Below are 20,458 nucleotides of genomic sequence, written 5' to 3'. Positions count from 1 at the left end.
TCAGTCTTCCACAACAGCCAGAATGTCGCTCTGGCGCACGATGGTGCACTCTTCGCCGTCCACCTTGACCTCGGTGCCGGAGTACTTGCTGGTGAGGACCTTGTCGCCGACCTTAACGGTCATCTTGACTTCCTTACCGTCCACGACACCGCCGGGGCCCACCGCGATGACCTGTGCGACCTGCGGCTTCTCTTTTGCGCTGCCGGTCAGGATCAGGCCGCCCTTGGTGGTCTCCTCAACTTCAACAGTCTTAATGACAACACGGTCTGCAAGAGGAATGATCTTCATAATTCTTGCCCTCCAATTATATTGAATTTATTTGAAACTTTGTTGCGTCCTGCGGGGGCTTCGTGTGTGCCCCGCAGTGGTTTAGCACTCCTTTTCTCTGAGTGCTAAGTGTATTGTACTCATCTTGCCCTGAAAAATCAAGGGGTTTTGCGATTTTTCTTTGTTAAGAATTTATGACGCCCAAAAATCGTACTCTGCCACGCAAAAAAGGCGGCGCATCCTTGACAGGACGCGCCGCCTTTTTTATACTTATAGCGCATTATAGCAGTTTGCGTTTTTAATGCACAAGCAACAGCCGCAAACTGCATATCGCAAATAAGCCGTCTTGATAGGCACTATTTTTGAAAATTGCGATAGAAAAACACAGCTGCCGCGCTTTGCGGCAGAACGGAGGATACCGTGACAGACAAAAAACTGATCTCATCTTTACAAGGACTGCGGGCAGTCGCATTTTTGTGCGTGGTCATCTCCCATTGCGGGGCGCCGTGGCTTGGTCCGTGGGCGATTTCAGTATTTGTAGCGCTGTCCGGTTTTCTGATGGTCTGCAACTATTACGACCGCCCTCGCACAGCACCGGGGCTGCAGTCTGCCATAGCTTTCTCCTTTAAAAAAATACGCCGGCTGTATCCGCTGCACCTTATTATGATGGCTGCCGCCCTGTTATTTGTACTGAAGGGGCTTCTGGCGCAGCCCTCTGCCCGCGGGGTTCTCTCCTGTGCGGCGCAGCTTGCGGTAAGCATTTTCCTGTTGCAAACATGGATCCCGTCCAGCCGTTTCTGGTTCTGCCTGAATGGAGTGGCTTGGTATCTTTCGGTGCAGGCTTTTCTGTATGCCATCTTTCCCACGCTTCTCGCCGTGCTGAAAAAGGCCGATGCCCGCAAACTGCGCTGCATTGCCGCAGCAATTTTCTGCGTACAGTGCCTTTTCTCCCTTGCGGTCTGGAAAGCCGGGCTCAGCGGAAAGGCCGCATTCTACCTGACCTATCTGTGTCCGCTGTTCCGGGCAGGCGATTTTACTATCAGCTGCTGCGCGGGCTGTCTTTACCACAGCCGCAAACAGGAGAGCACACTGCCGCGCAGTGCTTTCTCCCTATTGGAACTGGGTGCTGTACTGCTTGCGGGCGGCTGCCTTTTTATCGCCGCCAAGCAGACAGGGGTTCTGGGCGCAGTGGCCTTCCGGTACAATGTGCTGTTCACTCCCTCTGCGGTGCTGCTGGTCTGGCTGCTCGCCATGGGCAAAGGGTTCATTTCCCGGCTGCTATCCGCAAAGCCGTTTTTGTGGCTGGCACAGCTCTCCCCTTACGGCTTTCTGATCCATCAGGTACTGATCCGGTATATGGAGCGGGTTGCAGACAAGCTTGACATTACAGTGCAGCCTGTGGTCTGGACCCTGACCGTATTTTTGCTCACGCTCTGCCTGAGCTGGTTTTATAAGGCGCTGGAACGCCGGGTGCGGCAGCGTCATGCAAAGGTTGCTGCACAGTAAACAAAAAGACAGCTTCAGTCTCTCTACACTGCGCCAAGTTATGTCATGGATTTTAGTTGCGTATGAGAGGTTTTTCTTTCGTAAAAAACCTCTCGCCCCTCCAGCGTTCCCGGAAAATGGAACAAAAAGAAAACCCCAGAATCATTCGAATTAGAGAATAATTCTGGGGTTTTTAATACTGTCGGCGGGGGCAAACCCGTACTCTGTCTCCAGAAAGGGATTTTAAGTCCCTCGTGTCTGCCAGCCTTCGGCAAAGTCCATTTTCGTTCGTTGTATCGTTTTATTTCTCATCGCGAGAGAGATTTTCCCTTCGTGAGCGAGAGGGATTCGCACTTTTTTGATAAGATGATAGTATCACATTTTCCGCCCTATGTCAATCATGTAAAATTGTTTCATCTTGTCGTGCTTGATCTTCGGAGCGTCCGGGGCCCGGGGCGTTCGCCCTGCCCAGATGCGCTCCTCAGGGTGGGGTGTGGTGAGGGGTGGATGATAGTTTGATTGGTGTACTGATGGTCTGGCTTGGACGATGCAGTATTTCTGATTTTTGAAGAGTACTTTTGAAGTGACTGAATTTATTTTGATGTGCTGATTGCTTTGATTATTTCTTATCCTTGTTGTTCATTGCTGTTTATTTGCTCAGTAACTACTTTGCCTGTGCTCTCCCCTGCTGTTCTTTTGCTGAAATTTCACCGGAAGTGATTTTGAGGAATGGAATGAAAAACGTGTATATTTGTTCGATATAAAACAATCGTTCTATTATAAAACCGTATGGATGGGATTTTGTAACCACACCCACACGGTCTGAGGTCTAAAAGATTATTTTAGTTTTTCGAGTATCTCGTCTGCACTCACGCCGCTGGCCAGCAGCTTTTTCAGCACGTCCTCTGCTTCAGCTTTCTTTGCGGATTCTGCTGCCTTAGCATCTGCCTTTACCTTCTTCGCTTCCAGGGATGCCACTTCTTTTTCGGCCTTCTTCAGAGCAGTCTTCTTCTCTTTCAGGTCAGCTTTCAAAGTGTCAATGTTGGCGGTGATGGAAGTGATTTCAAAAGTCAGGGAAGCGATGAATCCCTTCTTCTCTGCAATCTGGGATGCAAAGTTGTTGGTAACTTTCGGTTTGTTCTTACTACCTTTGGTTCTGGGCATAAGATATCCGCCTTTCTATTATGTATTATGGTTTTAGTATAGCACTGTAGAATGGCAAAAACAACGCTTCAATCCCAAAACTCTCTTGTCTGCATATATGTCACTTCATATTTCCCTTCAATGCCTTCTTCCTGCATTGCTTTACTTAATGCCGCCAGGGCTTTGTTATCATAATAATATACGTGCCACTTTGTATCATCTTTGATTGACTTTTGAATTTTTCTCAGATACGGCCAATCAGCTTTTCCTGCTGCCCAACCAACAACTACAACCGCATCAATATCACTAAGTTTCTCCCAAAATGACTCCGATAAACTGATTATCGAGTTAGTATCTTTGTATATTGACCGAAGATAGTTTGCAATCGCCCGATGAATGCTGGCTTCTCCTTCATTAAGTACCTCATCGGCCTCTCCTGCCAATCTACGATGCTCCTCAATATCCTGATAATTACAGTGTCCCATAATGGGATCAATATCAGATACTGAACTGACTCCACCATGAATATGGAGAACATCCTCTATCTTGTAAACAGTCTCTAGAGTATCCGTATAATTAAAATTCAAAAAGTAGTCTGTACTCTCCACCAATGCCATTCTTTTCGGCTCAATGTCCGTTGTATCTATGGTTTCAATCCATTCTTTTACATACTGCTCAAACTTATTAATATATCCATACTGCTCTTGCCAGTACGAATTCATAGTGCTTTCGATTCCAACAAGCCCACTGTCTAAGTCCATATCATTTAAAACAGACTCTGAACGATCCATCATCTCATAAATGTTTGGACAGCCCATAACATTTTCCAATTCATACCACAGCTTGACTTTTGTTCTTTCTTCCCATTGCTGACGTGCATTTGCCGAAAGCCTAGGGCTCGAGAAATCAACTCGGCCAACATTATACCAGTACTCAAAGTTTTCGAGGAACTGAGGATAGTTGTCAAATAAAAAAGACCTAAAATCCCAATATGCTGTATCTAAACCGTGAGCAATGTCGAATCCGTTTCCAATAATATACAGCTTCTTCATAGGAACACTCCTCTTAAGTTCCAAGAGCTTATCCTTTGCATTCTTAGCCGCCTTATCAGCGTTGCCTGCTGCTCACCACGGAGAGGTGTGCAAAGTTTCGAGCAGCAATGGGAGCTCACGCTCCCATAAATACTATTTACTATTCAGCTTCGCATCGTCCATTTTAAATTTCTCCTCCATCGGAATAAGATTTTCGTACATCACGGGTTCAAGCCGCATCATCTTCTGCAACTCGTGCATTGCATAATCAAAGTTACTAAGTTTGGCTACAAGTTTAGCCTTTACATCTCTAGTCTGCTCATCAAAATTGTTAAGCATGTAGTCACATACGACGCTTTCTAGGTTTTTATCAGTCATACGAATCTCGACATGATCTGAATACGCAACAAGTTTATCCCTATATTTTTCCTCAAGGCAGTCAAAAAAGCTGTAGTTATGGTTTTTCATATGTTCGAAAATCTGATTTTTTGCGATTTCTAAAATATCTTCTGCCGCATCTTTTACACGCGTTGCATACTGCATTTCTTTTACAGCTAAATATTCGCTTCCCTTTTCCAACGCTTCATCGACCGGCGGTGCAACTATTAAAACCAGTTCTGCAACCGCGTGCAGACGATTTGAAATCTCTCCCGTTTTCTGAAAGCTCAAATAATAGCAAGCATCTTTATTGTATTTTTCATATTTGCCATGACTCGAACAATTTATATATTCCTCATAAGAACTGACTATATGCAGGTAATAGTTAAGAACAACAAATCTCTTTCTATTATGCCTATAATTATTGCACATTTCCAAGGTAAGGGACACCAATCCAGAGGCAATGACACCTGTCACGATTGCCATTGCAATCGCATACCTTGTGCTGCTACTCTCACTGTTTATAAGAATCAGCACACATGGAATTGCAACTAATAGCGTAAGTACAGTACATATCAGTAGCGTTTCTGCTGGACGAAAAGCCATCATTGCGTACCGAAGAAAGTTAGCCAGTGTCATTCCAATGTCTTCAAGTTCTGCCGTATCCGTATAATTATGATACCTATAGCCCATCTTATATTTTTCCTTATTATTTTTTCTCTGCATTCTTAGCCACAGTATCGTATTGCTGTGTTGCCTGCTACTCACCACGAAGAGGCGTGCAAAGTTTCGAGCAGCGTAGGGAACTATTGTTCCCAGTATATCACAAGTCTGAAAACAAATCAGCCTTGTACACACCATCCGCCAACATTTTCTTGAAGCTGTCCTTTACTGCTGCGACATCTTCATGGTAGGTCATGCCGTACCAGGTGTCGTTGGTCTTCAGAACCTTCACAGACATCCTACCTTCATTCAGCAGTTCACCGATGAAGATTGGGATCAGATACTCGGCTTTCTGAGGATTGCTCGGTACTTCTTTCTCGAAAAACTCTTTGAAGCCATCTTCCAACACATCCAGAAAATCAGGAGTCAGTCCCCACATATTCATGGAAACAAGAGAATTCACATCAACAGCCACACCGTCGGCCTCTGCTCCATCTGCAGTCTTCACGATGTTCTTGGTTTCCACAACCTCAGTCAAGTTTCCATTCTCGTCCATCTTGCAGATGCCGCGAGTCACACCACCGTTATCAGACAGCGTGTTCTTCAGAACAAAACCAGCCATGCAGGACTTGCCGCCATTCATCAGATACTCATGAACAGCCTTGAAACCTTCCTTACCGTAGTAATCGTCTGCATTGATCACAATGAACGGGGTATCAATCACATTTTTAGCAGCAAGCACGGCCTGACCGGTTCCCCACGGTTTTGTACGGCCTTCCGGAAGTTCTCCTGGAATATCGTCGATATCCTGGAAAGCGTAGTCTACTGTTACGTTATGAGAAGAGCAAATGGAGGCAATGCGATCACCGATAACCTCTTTGAACACTTTCTCGATATCCTTACGGATGATAAATACTACATGATTGAAGCCAGCCTCAATCGCATCATGGATTGAGTAGTCCATGATGATATGATTAGCATCATCGACCGGCTCCAACTGTTTTATTCCTGTTCCAAATCGGCTACCGATTCCGGCCGCCATGATAAGTAATGTTGTGTTCATTTAGACTTTTTCTCTCTTTTCATTAAAAACAATTATGTAATAACTCTATAGTTGAATTTTTTAATTCTTATATGTCATATCATACATATCAATTTTTATCTCTACTGCCCCCCCCCCGGATGATTTTTGCTTTATGAAGAATATATTTCAACCGACGGATATAATACATTTTCGGGTGACACCGTGAGATAGCATAATAAAATCCCTTATCTATGTTTTTGAAAAATATCTTTCTCTCAGTTGGCATTTTTGACGGGTAGCTCAACTGATGATTAGCCTTTACAGCTTTATTCAAATTTACATCTCTTAATTCAATTTTCGTATTTTTCAATAATTCTTTTCCTTTTTCCGTTTGACACAGAATTAATGAAATTCCCTTTTTTTGCTCTTCTGCCTCTAATTCGCTTCCCCATGAATCTCCCAATGTAATATCTGAAACTCTGTCCAAAGTCGCATATCGACATGAATAACAATTTTCAGTATAATCAAGCGATGTCAGAAATGCAAAAGTATACAGATCTGAACCATCATCAAAAGATATTCTTTTATATCCAGACCTTAGTCCAAATCCATCTTTATTCCTAAAATTCAAATCTTTAATTTTTCTTATGTCAACATAATTCTCAGCTAGATATTTTTCCAAAATAATTGGAGATGGGGAGCCATGACAGATAAGATCAACAGTATACAGATTTTTCTTATCTTTTATGTAGTTATTCAGTGCTGCCACTTGACAAGGCAGACCAATAAACAACACCCTATCTCCCTGTTTTAATCTCTCATAGATTTTTGAATAAATATTTTTGGGGTTGCTTTTAACATATTTTGATCCTGCAAACTTCCTTGCATAATCCAAATCATTCGTTATATCAAATACAAATTCACCATCTTTGAAAAGACAAGCCGCAACATAACCACCGTTTTGTATGAAGTTCTGCGTCAAACCAGCCGCCACCCCACCAGAAGAAGATTGTTCTCTTGTTTTACATACCCAACCCTGATACCATTTTTGAGGTTGCACCTTATCAACAGGATTATTATTTGGACATACTTTCTCACACATTTTGCAATTAACACATTTAACTTCATCAATCACTGCATTCATTGCAGAAAGTGAATCCTTGATAAAAATCGCGTCTTTTTTACATACATTAACGCAGACCCTGCATCCAGTACATCGCCCTCTATCACATACCGTTCTCATTTATAGCATTCCTCCCTGTAAGCGCGTATCTGAATTCATCATTAAAAATCATTCAGTTCATTTTTTTAGTTATTTTTCAAGATGGAACATCCTTGCAATAAGATATAACGCATCAGAAAACTCTTTCATCCTGCAAAGCAGAATAACCATAACGAAAACAGATGAAGCAGCACACACAATTGCCTTAATTATTAAACCGATCCCCCCATTAATAGAAATAAGGCTTGTCAAAACATATGCGGCTGTTGATGCTAAGACTGTTGAAAAAACATAATAAACTATTTTCACAACATAGCTAACTGGATTCTTTTTAAATATTAATTTGAAAATATTTGAGGTTATCCATGGTGCGCTAACGATTGCCATACTAACTATAGTTGATAGGACAATGCCATATAATCCAATAAATCTTACTGTCGCCAAATTCAAGGCGAGATTTACAACACCTGATATCAATGGTCTAAATCGGTCTTGATGCCAAATTCCTCCAGCATCCTTATAAACACTGGCCATCATAATGTATTCATATATCCAGAAATACACACACAATAAAACCACAAGTGAAAAAGGCAGAAGCAGATTTTCTCCCATCCACAATGTCATAAAGGGCTGATAGAGGCATAAAAAACAAGCACAACAAATTCCACTCACAACGGAAACGAGTAAAGAAAAAACACAATACTCTCTGTAGTTCTGGTCAACTGACTTCGTAATCATACTGTTTCCAACTCCGGCAGTAATGGAAGCATATATGATTGACATAAACCCGATGATAGAACTCATAATGTAATAATAATTCTGGTACTGTGCCAGTACTGTCAAGCCTAAAAATGCTGAGATAACAATGGTATCTGCCGAACTGACAATCGTATATCCCAATTTAGAAGTGAACAAATCCCGGATTTTTCCATTGATCTGTTTAATTTCATTCTGGGCCAGTTTGCCTTCTGGATTATACTGAGGAAATACTCTTTTTGCTATTATCGCTGTTAATACATTGTTTAATGCCTGTGTCAGCAGGAGTACTATTACATAGCAATAATAATCATGAAGTACTACAAGTGCAGCAATCTGCAGAAGATATTTTACTGTGTCCGTGACAAGTGTGACCTTACTAATCAGATCGTTTCTTTGATGAGCCTGCAGAACACTGTTTCTGTAAGCAAAAAGCCAATAAGTTAATACCGTTGCCAATAAATTGAGCAGATACAGGAAATATATATTCATGTTCTCGGGTATTGGCCCCGATATCAATTTAGGCATAAATGGGGTTAATAGAAGACCCACTACAAGAATGATACCTCCAATCACTCTGTAGTATGTTCTATATAGCTTCATCAACGCACAAATAGTAATAGAATCATCTTCCGCAATTGGCTTGTACATACTAAATACCATTGCACTTCCAACACCTAATTCGGCCAGATTTAACACCTGAAGTACGGAAGTGAACAAGCTATTTAATCCAAGATATTCTACCCCTATTGTGTACATCATAACTGTACGCATAATAAACGGGAGAAGAATCTGGTACACTTTCAAGCTGACGCCAAAGACAATATTTCTTGAAGCATTTTTGGTCTTTTCCATTTTCATGATTTAGCTTCACCCCCAATTGCTTTATAGAGGAGTTCTATGCATTCCCCTGCTCTTTTCGCCTTCTTTTCAGTAACGATCTCGTAATCGATCTCTTGTTTCAGGTCATAAGTCTGCAGTTCACCCAACTTCATATAGCGGTCTTTAAGCCCAACAAGCGTTAGAATATTATTCAATCGTTCATCATTTGTGCGGTTGCTGACACAAACAAAAGGCTTCTCAAATATTAAGGAGAAGGCAGTCCCATGAAATGATTCCGTTACAATATAAGACGCATATTTAAAGAAATTTAGGAAATCAGATGGCGATGTTCTGACTGTATCTACCAATATTCCACTTTTCTTCAGTAGGTTTATCTCCTTTACATTTGATGCTGTCATAATAGTATAAACAGGCATATTCAACTTTTCGGACAGAAACTTTGCAGCCTGAATACCCGCTTCACTCGTCCAGACGTTGTATAAGAAAATATATTTTCCATCTACAATTCGATCATTTAACAAACTGTCATACTCTGAGCTATTACACAGGAGCGTCGGATCTAATAATGTGTAAACTTTTTTCTGTTTTGCAATGAATTGTTCAAGTTTATTTTTTCCTGATTCCTCTCTTATGGAAATAAAATCAAAATCACAAATTTCACTTGCCAGGTTTGACGGAAGATTCTTTTCGGTATAGTCTGTATCATTTATGCTACAGGCATAAGAAACTTTGTTTCCCGAATAATTGAATGGAAGAAAAAAGATAGGATCGCAATCTTTGGCACGAATATTCCATACCTGATCACTTCCTACAACGATTCCCTTATATTCTTCTTTTATATCACAACCGTTGTTATAATTATATTTCTTTCTGCTTAACGGTAGTTGCTCGTCTCTGAATTTTTTGAACCGTTGCCGTTGATTATTTAATGCTGAAGATAATGGCATTCTTTTTAGATTGTATTTTATGTTATTCCAGCTGTTCCATTGCCGGTAATTTGCATAGAGAAATTCGTAATTCTGAGGTTCATAATCAATAATTTCTACAACAAATCTCTTCGAAATAACTCTTGAAAGAGCCCACGATTGCAAGACAGAGCCATAATTAATTGATTTATGAAATGTTAATATGCCAATCTTTTCGTTCATCTTATTTTTCCTACCATTCTAATTCTTAACTCTTATGCTTTCTGTAAGCAATTTCATACATCTTCGGTGTTTTTAATATCAAATACATTTCTATCTTAGCCTTCTGTGACGAATTTAGCTTCAGATAGGAATCTTTATTCTTCAGTATCATATTTCGGAAAAAGATCAAGATGTCCTCGTTTGGCACATCTTGTCTTAAAACTTCCTTATATCTTTCGATTGCATGACGAACCATCCTCGCCTTAGAAGATTCATCAAGAGTCTCACTTATCGGGGCGACAAGTGTGTTGATCTTTTGCCATGCCGTAAACTCAGACAGTCTCTTTTCATTATAAATGCCGTGTGAAACTGATTGATCATATATAAAGTAGTAATACAATTTATTTGAGATATACGAAACACTGTCACACTGAGCTAAAGCGTTTGCAAAGAACAGCGAATCCTCTCCCACTGAAATTTCTGTGTCAAACATCAGATCCGTTAAAAGATTTTTCTTAAACAATGCTCCCCAAACTGTAGCATGAGACCATGCTTCCATAAAATTATAATCCGGAACCTTTATAACTCTTGGTCTGAGGGTTTCAATCGGATACTGTTTATATTCATTTTCACTGCAATAAAAAGCCTCGCACGTTGAAATCCTCGTTTTTGTTGACAAGGCACAATATAGAAGTATTTCTATATACTGCTTTGAAACCATGTCATCTGCATCGATAAATGCAACATAATCGCCCTGTACCCATTTTAATCCAGTATTTCGAGCCGCGGATGCTCCCGCATTTTCTTGATGAACTACATTTACACGTGAATCCTGTGATTCATATTCATCACATATGTTTGGCGAGTTATCTATTGATCCGTCATCTATGAGAATCAATTGGATATTAGAATAAGACTGGCTAAGTACACAGTCAATTGTTCGTCTTAGTAAATTCTCGCAATTGTATACTGGGATTATAATACTGACCTTTATGGTCTGATCATCCAAATAATTCATCGACTTTCAGCCACCTCTCTAACACCCAAAACTTGCCTCGTCCTTATGTTATTTATATCCTTTGATTTTTTCTTTCACTCTCAAATATGGATCATAAAGATGTAAGAGGATCAAAGAAGCAATCATCTTTTCTTTTTTAGGCGTTTGCTCATCTCTGAAGAAATCCCGCCTACATTTCCGAAATTCTGCCATTAAATGTTCATACTCTTGTGCTTTTCCTGTTCCTTTACACTTAATATACTTGTTCAATAGTGCGTAGATGTTCACAGCCTTATATCGGTTAAATGCCTTTCCGCACCCTTGGTATTTCTCTGCGATAAAGGCTTCAATAGAATTCAAATTCTTTTCTATTACCTTTCTTGCATCGATACTATACTTAAGTTTTGTAATACTTCCGGGTCTGCTTCGATAATAGTATTCATTTGTTCCACAATGAGCAACTTTTCCAGCAGCATCCACTATTTTATAGAACACTGCTATATCCTCATTGTTTTCTCCTACCGGGTAACGAATATCATCAAATAATTCCCGGACATAAATCTTATCCCACGCTGCAACATCAAGTGACTTTCCAGAGAGAATCTCATTCAGTGCCTCTTCCGATGAGTAAACTCCTTCAGTTCCTTCGTAAGCTGTTCCATTTATGACTGTTCCATCAGTGATATACCTGCCACAGGCCGCCAGTTTAACATTGTACTTCTTACAGGCATCCAGTAAATGCTCTACCATCGTGGTTTCTACCCAGTCATCACTATCTATGAATACAAGGTATTCTCCCTTTGCAATGTCGATTCCGGTATTTCTGGCATCAGACAATCCACCATTCTCTTTATGAATCACCTTTATCCTACTATCTTTCCCTGCATATTCATCGCATATTTCTGGGCATTTATCTTTTCCTCCATCATCAACCAGTATAATCTCTAAATTCTTATATGCCTGGTTGATGATAGAATCAACGCATTTGCTGAGATAATCCTCTACGCCATATATAGGAACTATAACGCTTACGAGTTCATTCATTTAGGTTTCCTCCTTAACTTTTCTCTCCCACCCACATACACAATAAAACGCTAACAGTATCAAGAAAGAGCCGCCCAGCGTGATTTCAACAGTTGCCGAAAGAATGAAAGCATACACGCCAAATAGGAAGGGAGCTGTTCTTCCTCCTGAGTTCTTCCCCATTTTACCGCAATGATATGTTATAAGCAGCATCAGCACAACTCCAATGATGCCAGCCTGAATTGCCACCTGTGCTAATCCATTTTGTGCATTAGGACCAAAATATCGTGAAACTACTGCTGTACCATATCCATATCCAATCCAAGGCTTTTTTGATATAATCTCACCCAGATTCTTGTATATCAAAGTTCGAGATAGAATATTTCCTGTTTTACCTATCGTTCCTAGATACGTGGCAATAGTGGGAAGACTCATAATAGCATCAAGTGCAACCGTCACAATTCCCGAAAGAATAACTGAGACTACAAGAACAATCGGGCTGCTGATAAAGTTCAAAAATCCTGTCCAGCGTCTGTTTATTTTAAACTTGAATAGCCTTGAAATAAAAGACAAGAGTAAGACAAAAATAATCATAAACAATCCAGTATATGCCTTCATGTATAGATCCAAATAGATGATTAGGAAATAGAATAAACCGTTCAACACACTACTATGGCGTATTTTTAGTGAAAGCACAAACCGTTGTCGTTCGTTGTTATCACGCCTCATCAGATACAAATTGAAACAAAGCAATATCACATTTAGGTAAGCCACATTAAATTTGTTTCCAATAAAGTATATATTGTTTGCATTATCTACAACATTCCTTCCTTGAATCAGTACTGTTATCACAGACGGAACCCAATATAGAAGCAAGCAGTCCCTTGATACTTTTGCAATCTTCCTACTTCCTCTTTTCATTACTGAAATCCAAGGAACAGCAATATACAGTATCATTTTCCATGCATAAATCACACCTGAAAATGTAACATATAATCCATTATATTGCCTATTTACTGCCGAAGAAATCAAATAGGAAAACGCCAGTACCCCCCCCCAGATGAGTGTTGATCTATTGATACATTTTATATTTTTAATAACATACCCTGTACAAAACAGACAGCCCATTAGCTCAATCAGAAGCCAAGTGATTTCATTAACTGCTGTGATTCGCAAAAATAAGGCAAGCCACATTATTTGAACAGCAAAATAATTTATATCTAGTTTCACCTTCTACACCGTTTAAACCTTTCCTTACTCATTAGCATCGGTAGTTTCAATCTTCTACCAAATCAGATTACTCTTTCCACCCTCATATCACATGACTCTAAAATCCGAAAGTATACAAACGTGCCGGTGAACTTGCATAGCTTAAGAACGACCATGTCATTACAAAAAGTAGGCCTCCAACATATATTAGTCTACTGTTTGTGTTAAAATATTTTTTCATTGTTGGGAAAAAGAGAGGCAATCCTATACGGAAATACATTGCAACACGAGAGATCACCGTATATCTCATTCCGATCAATTCAACGCCAATATAAATGGTTGCCATATAAATCAGCCACCATGTTCTCTCATCATTATCTTTACGTCTTATCATAATCAGAATCGCAATTATTATAATTCCCCATAGTACAAGTGTACCTTTCGCCTCTGCACTCCAAAAACTTGTTTGGAGGTAAGATACATATTTCGGCAAAATCTTGGAAACTATCGTTGTCAATAGGGGAAGTGCGACTGGTAAAATACATACTCCTAACACTATCCATTTGTAATACTTTCTTTTTTCCTTCAGCTTATATATCAATAACACAGCCACAAACAATAGTGCAGACAGATGAAAACACGCCGCAATAGCAACCCACACGATTGCTTTTTTATACTTTTCTTGTTTAACTTCCTCAATAGCCTGCGCCGCAATTGACAAAGCCAAAACCTGTCGCATAATATTAAAGGAACTCATATATATGGAATCACACATATATACATACGTTGCAAGATACAAATCACTATACTGCTCTACATTGTTACAAATAAATCGCATCATGAAATAGCATGTAATAGCAGCAGTTATAATTAGAACCCATTGTGGATTATGGAATACAGACATAATCAGCTTATTATATGCCATGTATATGGTTTCTGTCTGTTCACTATATCCACCATAGATTCCATAAGAAATAAAGTTCCATTCAGTTGTTGGAAAAGATGAAAAAATATCTTTCCATGACATTCTTGATGCGGCATTCGCAACAGATAGATACATTTTTGTATCTTCTCCGACAGTAGATCCACGCAATCCAAGAACAAGGGTCATCGCCATGAAAGAAATCCATAAAAAGTATTTAGACGATAAGTTGGTTTTCTTATTGATGAATGCTACTATAGCAATAAATAACAAAAGTCCTATATAAACTGTCATACATTTATACTCCTTTAGAACTCCCTTCTAATTTGAATTTTCAGGAAAGATATCTTGCTAAAATACTATATGCCTTCGGCATCTTACCAAACAAAACTGTTTTAATTTTTTCCTTTTTGTTCAATGCATTCTTAAAGCAAAAAGAAAAGTCCATTCCATCAATGACAAAACCATGTATATCATATAGTTGGCATTCATGTATGTACATCTTTACAAGCATCCCATACATACACTTCTGTAATGCTTTATCATCTAACAAATCAAATTGATTTTTCCATTCTTTCAAATTCTTAACCGAGTCATTTTTCTTTTTCTCATCCCTCTGCGAAGTCATAATTGAATTTTCACGAATGATATAATGATAGAAAGTTTCATCTATACATGTAATTTTTTTGGCAGGCAAAAAAACGCGCGGTAACATTTGAACATCCTCAAAATAAATACCTTTTTTAAAATATAATTCGTTATCAAGAAGGAATTTTCTCCTATACATATTCAACCATGCCGGCGCGTACCATTGAGACTCACAAACTGCCTTTTCAACAAAGTCTTTTGCGCTATATATAAATCCCGCCGGTGTTGCAGAATGAATCATTTTCTCATTTCCATCCGGCTTCTCCATAATTGCGTTTCCAACGACAATATCTACTTGCCCATCACTTGTGGCACTTATTAATCGTTCACAGGAATCCAATTCGATGTAATCATCCGAATCAACATATAAGACATATTCTCCTGTTGCCAAATTCAAACCAGCATTACGCGCATCTGAAAGTCCGCCATTTTTCTTGTGAATTACACGTATCCGTTCATCTTCCATTGCATACTGGTCACAAAGTATTGGACAACGGTCTGGGCTTCCATCATCAACTAAAATGATTTCCAGATTTTTATATGTCTGTTTCAACAAGCTCTGCACACAGCGATCCAGTTCTTTTTCTACTTTATATACGGGAACGATAATGCTAATTTTCCCCTGCATAATCTGTTTCTCCTTCAAGCCAAATGACTACCGTATTTACTTATACGGCTTATCCTTCATTTGGTATTTATTCTACAACAGGTGATGCAATATACCCCTCGGTGGCATTTTCTTTCGGTATTATTTTCCCCGGATTCCCGATTACAATTGAATGGTCAGGAACATCAAAATTAACATATGCGCCAGGAGCTATCAATACATCATTTCCTACTTTTACTTTTCCTACAACAATTGAGTTTGTGCCCAAAAACACATCATTTCCAATGATTGGCGTACCGGCTTTTGCACCACTGTCAATCTGCCCAAGCAGAACACCATTAAGGCAATCTACATTTTTTCCTACTTCAACACCTGGATTGAAAACAATTCCTCCTAGATGCCGTATTTTGAACCCCCCCCCGATTTTACAGCGAGCCGGAATATCTGTATTGTATTTCACTTTATAGTGTTCGTATATAAATCGGACACATAAATAGACAATCTTACTTTTTTCTGCCCAGTATTCACAACGACGTTTTGCCCTCACAAATCTATACTGTGCAACCAATTCGGGATGACGCATTTCAGAAAGCCATCTTGTTCTATCGCCTTTATACATTTTGGTCTCCTACTATAATCTTATTTTTTATACATTTTTTCAATTTCATGTGCATGTTCTGCCATTGTTTTGACATCGAAATTTTCCACCGTATAAGAATTCATTTGCCGGACAATAGACGGATTGTCAATAATTTTTTTTAAGCAATCTTTTAGCTTGTGAACAGAACCCTCAATTACAAAACCGTTTTTCCCCTCAAGAATCAAATCTTTTGCTCCAACCTTTTCACTCACAATTACTGGAATTCCATAGCTCAACGCCTCTAGTACAGTGAATCCAAATGTTTCTTCCCATTTACTAGGAGTGATCAAAACATCAAATTGATCCATAACATTAGGAAGTTCTTGGTAAGAATATGGCTTGTGACATATCATATATGGCGGTGGATTATTAATTTCAACAAAAATGTGGGCTTCAAAATTATGTTCTCCACTTTGCCACAATGCATCGCATGCATTCTTAAACAAGTTATATCCCTTGTGGGTAGTAAGAGGTCCTAAATAGCCAAATCTTACCGGTGAACCTACTTTTCGTATTCTTTTATGATCTGCAATTGCTCCATTGGATATTGATATTACTTTCGCATTATCTCCGGCGTATCCTCGCTTCTTATAAATACAAAGCGTATTTGTGCTATTGAAATGAACAACGTCCATTTTTTCAAGCAAAACTATATTACGGTTGCGTAAATTCTGATATTCCTTTTGCTTCTTCGCATCAATAATTTCTGATTCAATCACCTGCTCTGTTGCATCGTACATTTTCCTATTGTGTCTAGCACGAAGCATCTTGATAACAGAGCTTTCCTTAACACTTTTATACAGTTCTGACTGAAAAAGTCTCATTTTATTAAATGACAAGCCATATTGATTGCAGCTTACACAATCGGAACATTTTTTGTCATCCTGACAATCTTTTCCAGAATGGAATAAATTGCAACGTGGGCATATCGGAAAATAATCATGAGTAGTAAATACAGTCTTAACTCCCACTTCATGCGCCGCTTCTACTAGTTCAGAAGGAAGTCCCATAAACGTATGAATATGAAACACCTGAAATGTGTGTTTTTGAAAGAATTCGGTATATACCTTTTTTTCTTTCTTAACCAGGTACATCGCAGGATTTTGAATTCCATCCATTAAGGGTATCGGCAATGGATTTAACAATTCATAACTTGTACAATACAAATCATTCTGTAGCTTATATTTTTGTTTTTGATTTACTTTCGACTTTGGAGTAAGATCATATAGTCTACCCGGCCATAAAAGCCCAACCTGATGCCCGACTTTAGCCTGTTCAATCATCAAATCCAAGCAATACTGTGTCATTCCTCCTCGACGGAACGGAGGGAAGCCAAGTGAATAATGTAATATGTTCATCGTCTTTTCTCAATTCAGCATTTCAAAATAGATGTCTTGCATCGCTTTTTTAGAATGTTCAACATCAAATGGTTCTGCTGCTTTCTCACAATTTTCAATCATAGATTTACGCAGGTTTTCGTCAGCCAGCTTACTAATAGCTTTTGCAAATGCATTTTCATCAAATGGGTCGCACAAATAGCCATCAACGTCATCCGTAATATAGTCCACAATACCATGCACATTAGATGCTATCACGGGAAGACCTGCAGCCAGCATTTCAATACCAGAAAGACCAAGTCCTTCTCTCGTTGATGGCATAACACCGATATCTGCACATTTACAAATCTGCGGAATATCATCGCGAAGTCCCATAAGCCTCAAATCAATACCAACTTCTTTGGCAAGTTGTTCTAATTCTTCTTTTGTATTTGCACTTGTCATAGCATTGCCACAAACCATAAAAACTGCACCCGGTATTTGAGCCTTAGCAAGTGCCTTAACAACAATCTGATGATTTTTTCTGTGGGAGAGTTCGCCCACGGCCAGTACTAACAGCTGATTGTCTCTAATACCCAACATCTTTCTATACGCCGAACGATCTATATCTATATCACGAAAACGCTTTGTATCCACACCAACTCCTGGAATATAAAAAACTTTTCTACAATGTAATTTCTTTGCATTCTCGTAATCTTCTCTGTTAATGGTAATGATGGCATCACAATATCTTGACATCATATCTTCAATGGTATGAAAAACGATCCATGTTTTCTTGCTAGAGTGCTTGTGAAAATAGAATCCATGTGTGGTGTATATTACAATACTTCCTGCTTTTCGCTGCCTTCTTCCTGCGAATCGAGCAATTGCACCCGCAATCGGAGTATGGCAATGAATTAAATCAAAGTGTTCTTTTTTGAACAACTTTGCCATCTGTTTATATGCCTTTAATGTTTCAGAAGACAACGGTTTACTAGACGAAAAATCGATCTGATGAAAAATAACATTCATTTCCTCAAAATATGCTAGCATACATTCTGCTCCAGCATGATGAATGTTTGCAGCACAGTGTACTTCATACCCCATTTTTTGAAGTGTAATAATATCGTTCGTTAAAAAGCTTTTTGTAAACCGTGCCAGAGCAGTCACAATCAACGCTTTCTTCATCTTTGTACATTCATTCGTCACCGTTTTTCTCCTCACATCATCTCATATTTAAAAATCCCACATAATCATAATCATCTATCCATCGCCTACCCGTGAATTTTCCCTTGTACTTACACAAATCCATTACATCACCATTCGGTTGCTCTGCACCAGGAATACAATATGAACATTTAATTTCCGGCATAGGCCGTGCCGTCAGTGCCAACTTATGTTTATAAGGCAGTTCATCAAATTTTTTTAAAATTTCTTCTGTGCATCCATTTTGCTGAACTAAAATAACATAAAGGTTATCTCTATTGATTCTTGCTGTTCTTTTTTCCCAAGTTGTTTTTGCTTCACTGAAAGACAGATAGTGCATAAAATAAATTGTCAGATCATCCAGTTTTGCAACAGGATAATCCTTGTCGCTTTGAATCTCTACCAGAGCCTGGCTCAAATAATAATCCAGTTTTTCCAAAAACCGAATGTAGTCCTCTGCACTTAAAAACAAGTTAACCGTTGGAGAGTTAAAGCGTTCCCCCAACTCGTGAAGAATTACCCCCCCTACGCAGTTATTACATAGTATCGTAAAATTTTCATTTTTAAGTCTTTTTCGATTTTCTGCATTTAGTCTTTTCCTCAAAAAAGCTCTGTAACGCTTTGAGATTTTCATAAACTGCACTTCCTCGTATTCTTACTTTGTAAATATATCTTCATATTGCCCACAAATCTTATCCCACGTGTACTCTTCCGCCACACGCTTCTTAGCTCTCCGGCCCATTTCTGCAATTTCATCTGCGCTCATTCGGTCTGCCTTATCAATCAACTTCGCAAGGCTACCCGGTTTACGGCTCCAATACAAAGCGCAATCCTCTGCCACTTCCTTGTTGAAACCAACATCAACCAACAGGTTCAGATCCGTACTGCCGAGAGCCTCAATCAGCGAGGGATTGGTACCGCCAACCGTATGACCATGGAAATACGCATAGGCATTCTCTCGAATCTTCTTCAGCAGTTCCTGATCATAAACAGTGCCAACAAATTTGATTCTCCTATCGCTCTTAAAATGAAGTTTTTCTTCCAACTCATTCAAAAATTTGTCATTCACATTCGTAATGATGGCAAAGTCCTTCTGGCTCTTGCTCTTCATAAACTCTCGGATCATGACTTCAAAAGAGTTCTCCGGCACGAAACGACCGACAACAAGGTAATAGTCCTTCTTCGTCAATCCTTTTTCCTTATACCAGCTCACCAGATTTTTATCATCGTCAGCCAGCTTACTGAGGGTCAAATCTGCACCGTAGGCAATGAAGGTCGTTTTCGGATTTCTGCCCTTGATTCCTTTACCGTCATAGCACTCATGGATATACTTTTCGATATTCACAGAATCACAGATGGCAAGATCACAGTACTTAACCATCATCTGCTCAGAAATCTTCCAGTACTTCCGAATCGGTGCGGACCACTTAGCTCTCATCCATTCATGTCCATCTGGATTCAAGTACACAGTTCCACCCAACTTGTGGATTTCTTTATAGAAATGACCAGCAAAGGGTCCGATACGACATGCCATTATGTAGACGATCGGGTGCGGAATTTGATTTTTCCTGATATGCTCGCAGCACGCTTTCAGCGCAGCAACGTCATAATAGATTGCCTGCGCAGGCCCAATCTGAGGAACATCAATTTTGAAACAGTGGGCATTGTGGAGTTCAAATTCATGTTCGTTGATTTTTGTCACACCATCAAATTTGCTCTCATCCATGCAGCCGTCACCATTGGCTTTGCAGGCAACATGATATTTGATGTTTTCTTTATTCTGGTGATACTCTGTGAGCTTGTAGACAAAGGTCTCATAACCTCCGTAAGCCCCCAATGACTTCGCTCCGACAAGGTATACGTGCTGCACTTCTTTTTTTGAATTCATTCCTCTATTCCATCCTCACATTTTTATCGCTAATGTTGCATCTATTCCCTTATGGATAAAAAC

The 20,458-nt window shown here is 39.4% G+C and carries 19 protein-coding genes; 1 reads left to right on the top strand and 18 read right to left on the bottom strand.

Features of this window, described 5'->3' with window-relative positions:
• Positions 1 to 288: a co-chaperone GroES gene (locus C4N24_RS08700; protein WP_005923585.1), complete on the bottom strand. Its 288-nt coding sequence runs from the start codon at positions 286 to 288 to the stop codon at positions 1 to 3.
• A 399-nt stretch (positions 289 to 687) separates the two neighbouring features.
• On the opposite strand from C4N24_RS08700, the gene C4N24_RS08695 reads away from it, so the two are divergent.
• Positions 688 to 1,773, top strand: coding sequence for an acyltransferase family protein (locus C4N24_RS08695; RefSeq protein WP_112091083.1), 1,086 nt, complete (start codon positions 688 to 690; stop codon positions 1,771 to 1,773).
• Positions 1,774 to 2,589: 816 nt separating this feature from the next.
• Here C4N24_RS08695 and C4N24_RS08690 read toward each other — a convergent pair.
• From C4N24_RS08690 to cps2T, 17 genes are all read right to left on the bottom strand, one after another.
• Complete coding sequence (locus tag C4N24_RS08690) at positions 2,590 to 2,916, bottom strand: hypothetical protein (RefSeq protein WP_112091082.1); 327 nt, start codon at positions 2,914 to 2,916, stop codon at positions 2,590 to 2,592.
• A gap of 68 nt (positions 2,917 to 2,984) precedes the next feature.
• Positions 2,985 to 3,947 (bottom strand): bacteriophage abortive infection AbiH family protein, encoded by a 963-nt coding sequence (locus tag C4N24_RS08685; RefSeq protein WP_112091081.1) that lies wholly within the window; start codon positions 3,945 to 3,947, stop codon positions 2,985 to 2,987.
• Positions 3,948 to 4,079: 132 nt separating this feature from the next.
• Entirely contained in the window at positions 4,080 to 4,997 is a 918-nt protein-coding gene (locus C4N24_RS08680; protein WP_112091080.1) for a hypothetical protein, read from the bottom strand.
• Between the two features lie 130 nt (positions 4,998 to 5,127).
• Positions 5,128 to 6,030, bottom strand: a complete 903-nt coding sequence (locus tag C4N24_RS08675) for a sugar phosphate nucleotidyltransferase (RefSeq protein WP_112091079.1) — start codon at positions 6,028 to 6,030, stop codon at positions 5,128 to 5,130.
• Between the two features lie 88 nt (positions 6,031 to 6,118).
• Positions 6,119 to 7,234: a Coenzyme F420 hydrogenase/dehydrogenase, beta subunit C-terminal domain gene (locus tag C4N24_RS08670; protein ID WP_112091078.1), complete on the bottom strand. Its 1,116-nt coding sequence runs from the start codon at positions 7,232 to 7,234 to the stop codon at positions 6,119 to 6,121.
• Between the two features lie 69 nt (positions 7,235 to 7,303).
• Positions 7,304 to 8,830, bottom strand: a complete 1,527-nt coding sequence (locus tag C4N24_RS08665) for an oligosaccharide flippase family protein (RefSeq protein ID WP_112091077.1) — start codon at positions 8,828 to 8,830, stop codon at positions 7,304 to 7,306.
• On the bottom strand, positions 8,827 to 9,960 hold the full coding sequence (locus C4N24_RS08660) for a polysaccharide pyruvyl transferase family protein (protein WP_112091076.1): 1,134 nt from the start codon (positions 9,958 to 9,960) through the stop codon (positions 8,827 to 8,829). Before C4N24_RS08660 ends, C4N24_RS08665 begins: the two co-directional genes overlap by 4 nt.
• 25 nt (positions 9,961 to 9,985) lie before the next feature.
• Positions 9,986 to 10,957 carry a glycosyltransferase gene (locus C4N24_RS08655; RefSeq protein WP_112091075.1) on the bottom strand — a complete coding sequence of 324 codons (972 nt, stop codon included), beginning with the start codon at positions 10,955 to 10,957 and terminating at the stop codon, positions 9,986 to 9,988.
• Positions 10,958 to 11,005: 48 nt separating this feature from the next.
• The gene (locus C4N24_RS08650) at positions 11,006 to 11,980 is read right to left on the bottom strand and encodes a glycosyltransferase family 2 protein (RefSeq protein ID WP_112091074.1); all 975 of its coding nucleotides are present in this window, start codon (positions 11,978 to 11,980) and stop codon (positions 11,006 to 11,008) included.
• Positions 11,981 to 13,189 (bottom strand): O-antigen ligase family protein, encoded by a 1,209-nt coding sequence (locus C4N24_RS08645; RefSeq protein WP_112091073.1) that lies wholly within the window; start codon positions 13,187 to 13,189, stop codon positions 11,981 to 11,983.
• Positions 13,190 to 13,286: 97 nt separating this feature from the next.
• Positions 13,287 to 14,384 (bottom strand): EpsG family protein, encoded by a 1,098-nt coding sequence (locus C4N24_RS08640; RefSeq protein WP_112091072.1) that lies wholly within the window; start codon positions 14,382 to 14,384, stop codon positions 13,287 to 13,289.
• A gap of 40 nt (positions 14,385 to 14,424) precedes the next feature.
• Positions 14,425 to 15,366 carry a glycosyltransferase gene (locus tag C4N24_RS08635; RefSeq protein WP_112091071.1) on the bottom strand — a complete coding sequence of 314 codons (942 nt, stop codon included), beginning with the start codon at positions 15,364 to 15,366 and terminating at the stop codon, positions 14,425 to 14,427.
• Between the two features lie 67 nt (positions 15,367 to 15,433).
• Positions 15,434 to 15,964, bottom strand: coding sequence for a serine acetyltransferase (locus C4N24_RS08630; protein WP_112091070.1), 531 nt, complete (start codon positions 15,962 to 15,964; stop codon positions 15,434 to 15,436).
• A gap of 20 nt (positions 15,965 to 15,984) precedes the next feature.
• Positions 15,985 to 17,292 (bottom strand): glycosyltransferase, encoded by a 1,308-nt coding sequence (locus C4N24_RS08625; protein ID WP_181573067.1) that lies wholly within the window; start codon positions 17,290 to 17,292, stop codon positions 15,985 to 15,987.
• A gap of 60 nt (positions 17,293 to 17,352) precedes the next feature.
• The gene (locus C4N24_RS08620; protein ID WP_146746798.1) at positions 17,353 to 18,510 is read right to left on the bottom strand and encodes a glycosyltransferase; all 1,158 of its coding nucleotides are present in this window, start codon (positions 18,508 to 18,510) and stop codon (positions 17,353 to 17,355) included.
• A gap of 16 nt (positions 18,511 to 18,526) precedes the next feature.
• Positions 18,527 to 19,141: a DUF1919 domain-containing protein gene (locus tag C4N24_RS08615; RefSeq protein WP_112091067.1), complete on the bottom strand. Its 615-nt coding sequence runs from the start codon at positions 19,139 to 19,141 to the stop codon at positions 18,527 to 18,529.
• A 21-nt stretch (positions 19,142 to 19,162) separates the two neighbouring features.
• Positions 19,163 to 20,395, bottom strand: coding sequence for a beta 1-4 rhamnosyltransferase Cps2T (cps2T, locus tag C4N24_RS08610; RefSeq protein WP_112091066.1), 1,233 nt, complete (start codon positions 20,393 to 20,395; stop codon positions 19,163 to 19,165).
• Between the last annotated feature and the right edge of the window lie 63 nt (positions 20,396 to 20,458).

Source organism: Faecalibacterium prausnitzii, assembly GCF_003287405.1.
GTDB classification, from domain to species: domain Bacteria; phylum Bacillota; class Clostridia; order Oscillospirales; family Ruminococcaceae; genus Faecalibacterium; species Faecalibacterium intestinale.
The sequence above is the reverse complement of the archived record's forward strand: the minus strand, read 5'-3'. Positions and strand labels throughout refer to the sequence as shown.

Excerpts from the sequence above, each read along its gene's own strand:
- C4N24_RS08700 (WP_005923585.1), bottom strand. The coding sequence starts at position 288 with ATGAAGATCATTCCTCTTGCAGACCGTGTTGTCATTAAGACTGTTGAA.
- C4N24_RS08690 (WP_112091082.1), bottom strand. The coding sequence starts at position 2,916 with ATGCCCAGAACCAAAGGTAGTAAGAACAAACCGAAAGTTACCAACAAC.
- C4N24_RS08685 (WP_112091081.1), bottom strand. The coding sequence starts at position 3,947 with ATGAAGAAGCTGTATATTATTGGAAACGGATTCGACATTGCTCACGGT.
- C4N24_RS08680 (WP_112091080.1), bottom strand. The coding sequence starts at position 4,997 with ATGGGCTATAGGTATCATAATTATACGGATACGGCAGAACTTGAAGAC.
- C4N24_RS08675 (WP_112091079.1), bottom strand. The coding sequence starts at position 6,030 with ATGAACACAACATTACTTATCATGGCGGCCGGAATCGGTAGCCGATTT.
- C4N24_RS08670 (WP_112091078.1), bottom strand. The coding sequence starts at position 7,234 with ATGAGAACGGTATGTGATAGAGGGCGATGTACTGGATGCAGGGTCTGC.
- C4N24_RS08665 (WP_112091077.1), bottom strand. The coding sequence starts at position 8,830 with ATGAAAATGGAAAAGACCAAAAATGCTTCAAGAAATATTGTCTTTGGC.
- C4N24_RS08660 (WP_112091076.1), bottom strand. The coding sequence starts at position 9,960 with ATGAACGAAAAGATTGGCATATTAACATTTCATAAATCAATTAATTAT.
- C4N24_RS08655 (WP_112091075.1), bottom strand. The coding sequence starts at position 10,957 with ATGAATTATTTGGATGATCAGACCATAAAGGTCAGTATTATAATCCCA.
- C4N24_RS08650 (WP_112091074.1), bottom strand. The coding sequence starts at position 11,980 with ATGAATGAACTCGTAAGCGTTATAGTTCCTATATATGGCGTAGAGGAT.
- C4N24_RS08640 (WP_112091072.1), bottom strand. The coding sequence starts at position 14,384 with ATGACAGTTTATATAGGACTTTTGTTATTTATTGCTATAGTAGCATTC.
- C4N24_RS08635 (WP_112091071.1), bottom strand. The coding sequence starts at position 15,366 with ATGCAGGGGAAAATTAGCATTATCGTTCCCGTATATAAAGTAGAAAAA.
- C4N24_RS08630 (WP_112091070.1), bottom strand. The coding sequence starts at position 15,964 with ATGTATAAAGGCGATAGAACAAGATGGCTTTCTGAAATGCGTCATCCC.
- C4N24_RS08625 (WP_181573067.1), bottom strand. The coding sequence starts at position 17,292 with ATGACACAGTATTGCTTGGATTTGATGATTGAACAGGCTAAAGTCGGG.
- C4N24_RS08615 (WP_112091067.1), bottom strand. The coding sequence starts at position 19,141 with ATGAAAATCTCAAAGCGTTACAGAGCTTTTTTGAGGAAAAGACTAAAT.
- cps2T (WP_112091066.1), bottom strand. The coding sequence starts at position 20,395 with ATGAATTCAAAAAAAGAAGTGCAGCACGTATACCTTGTCGGAGCGAAG.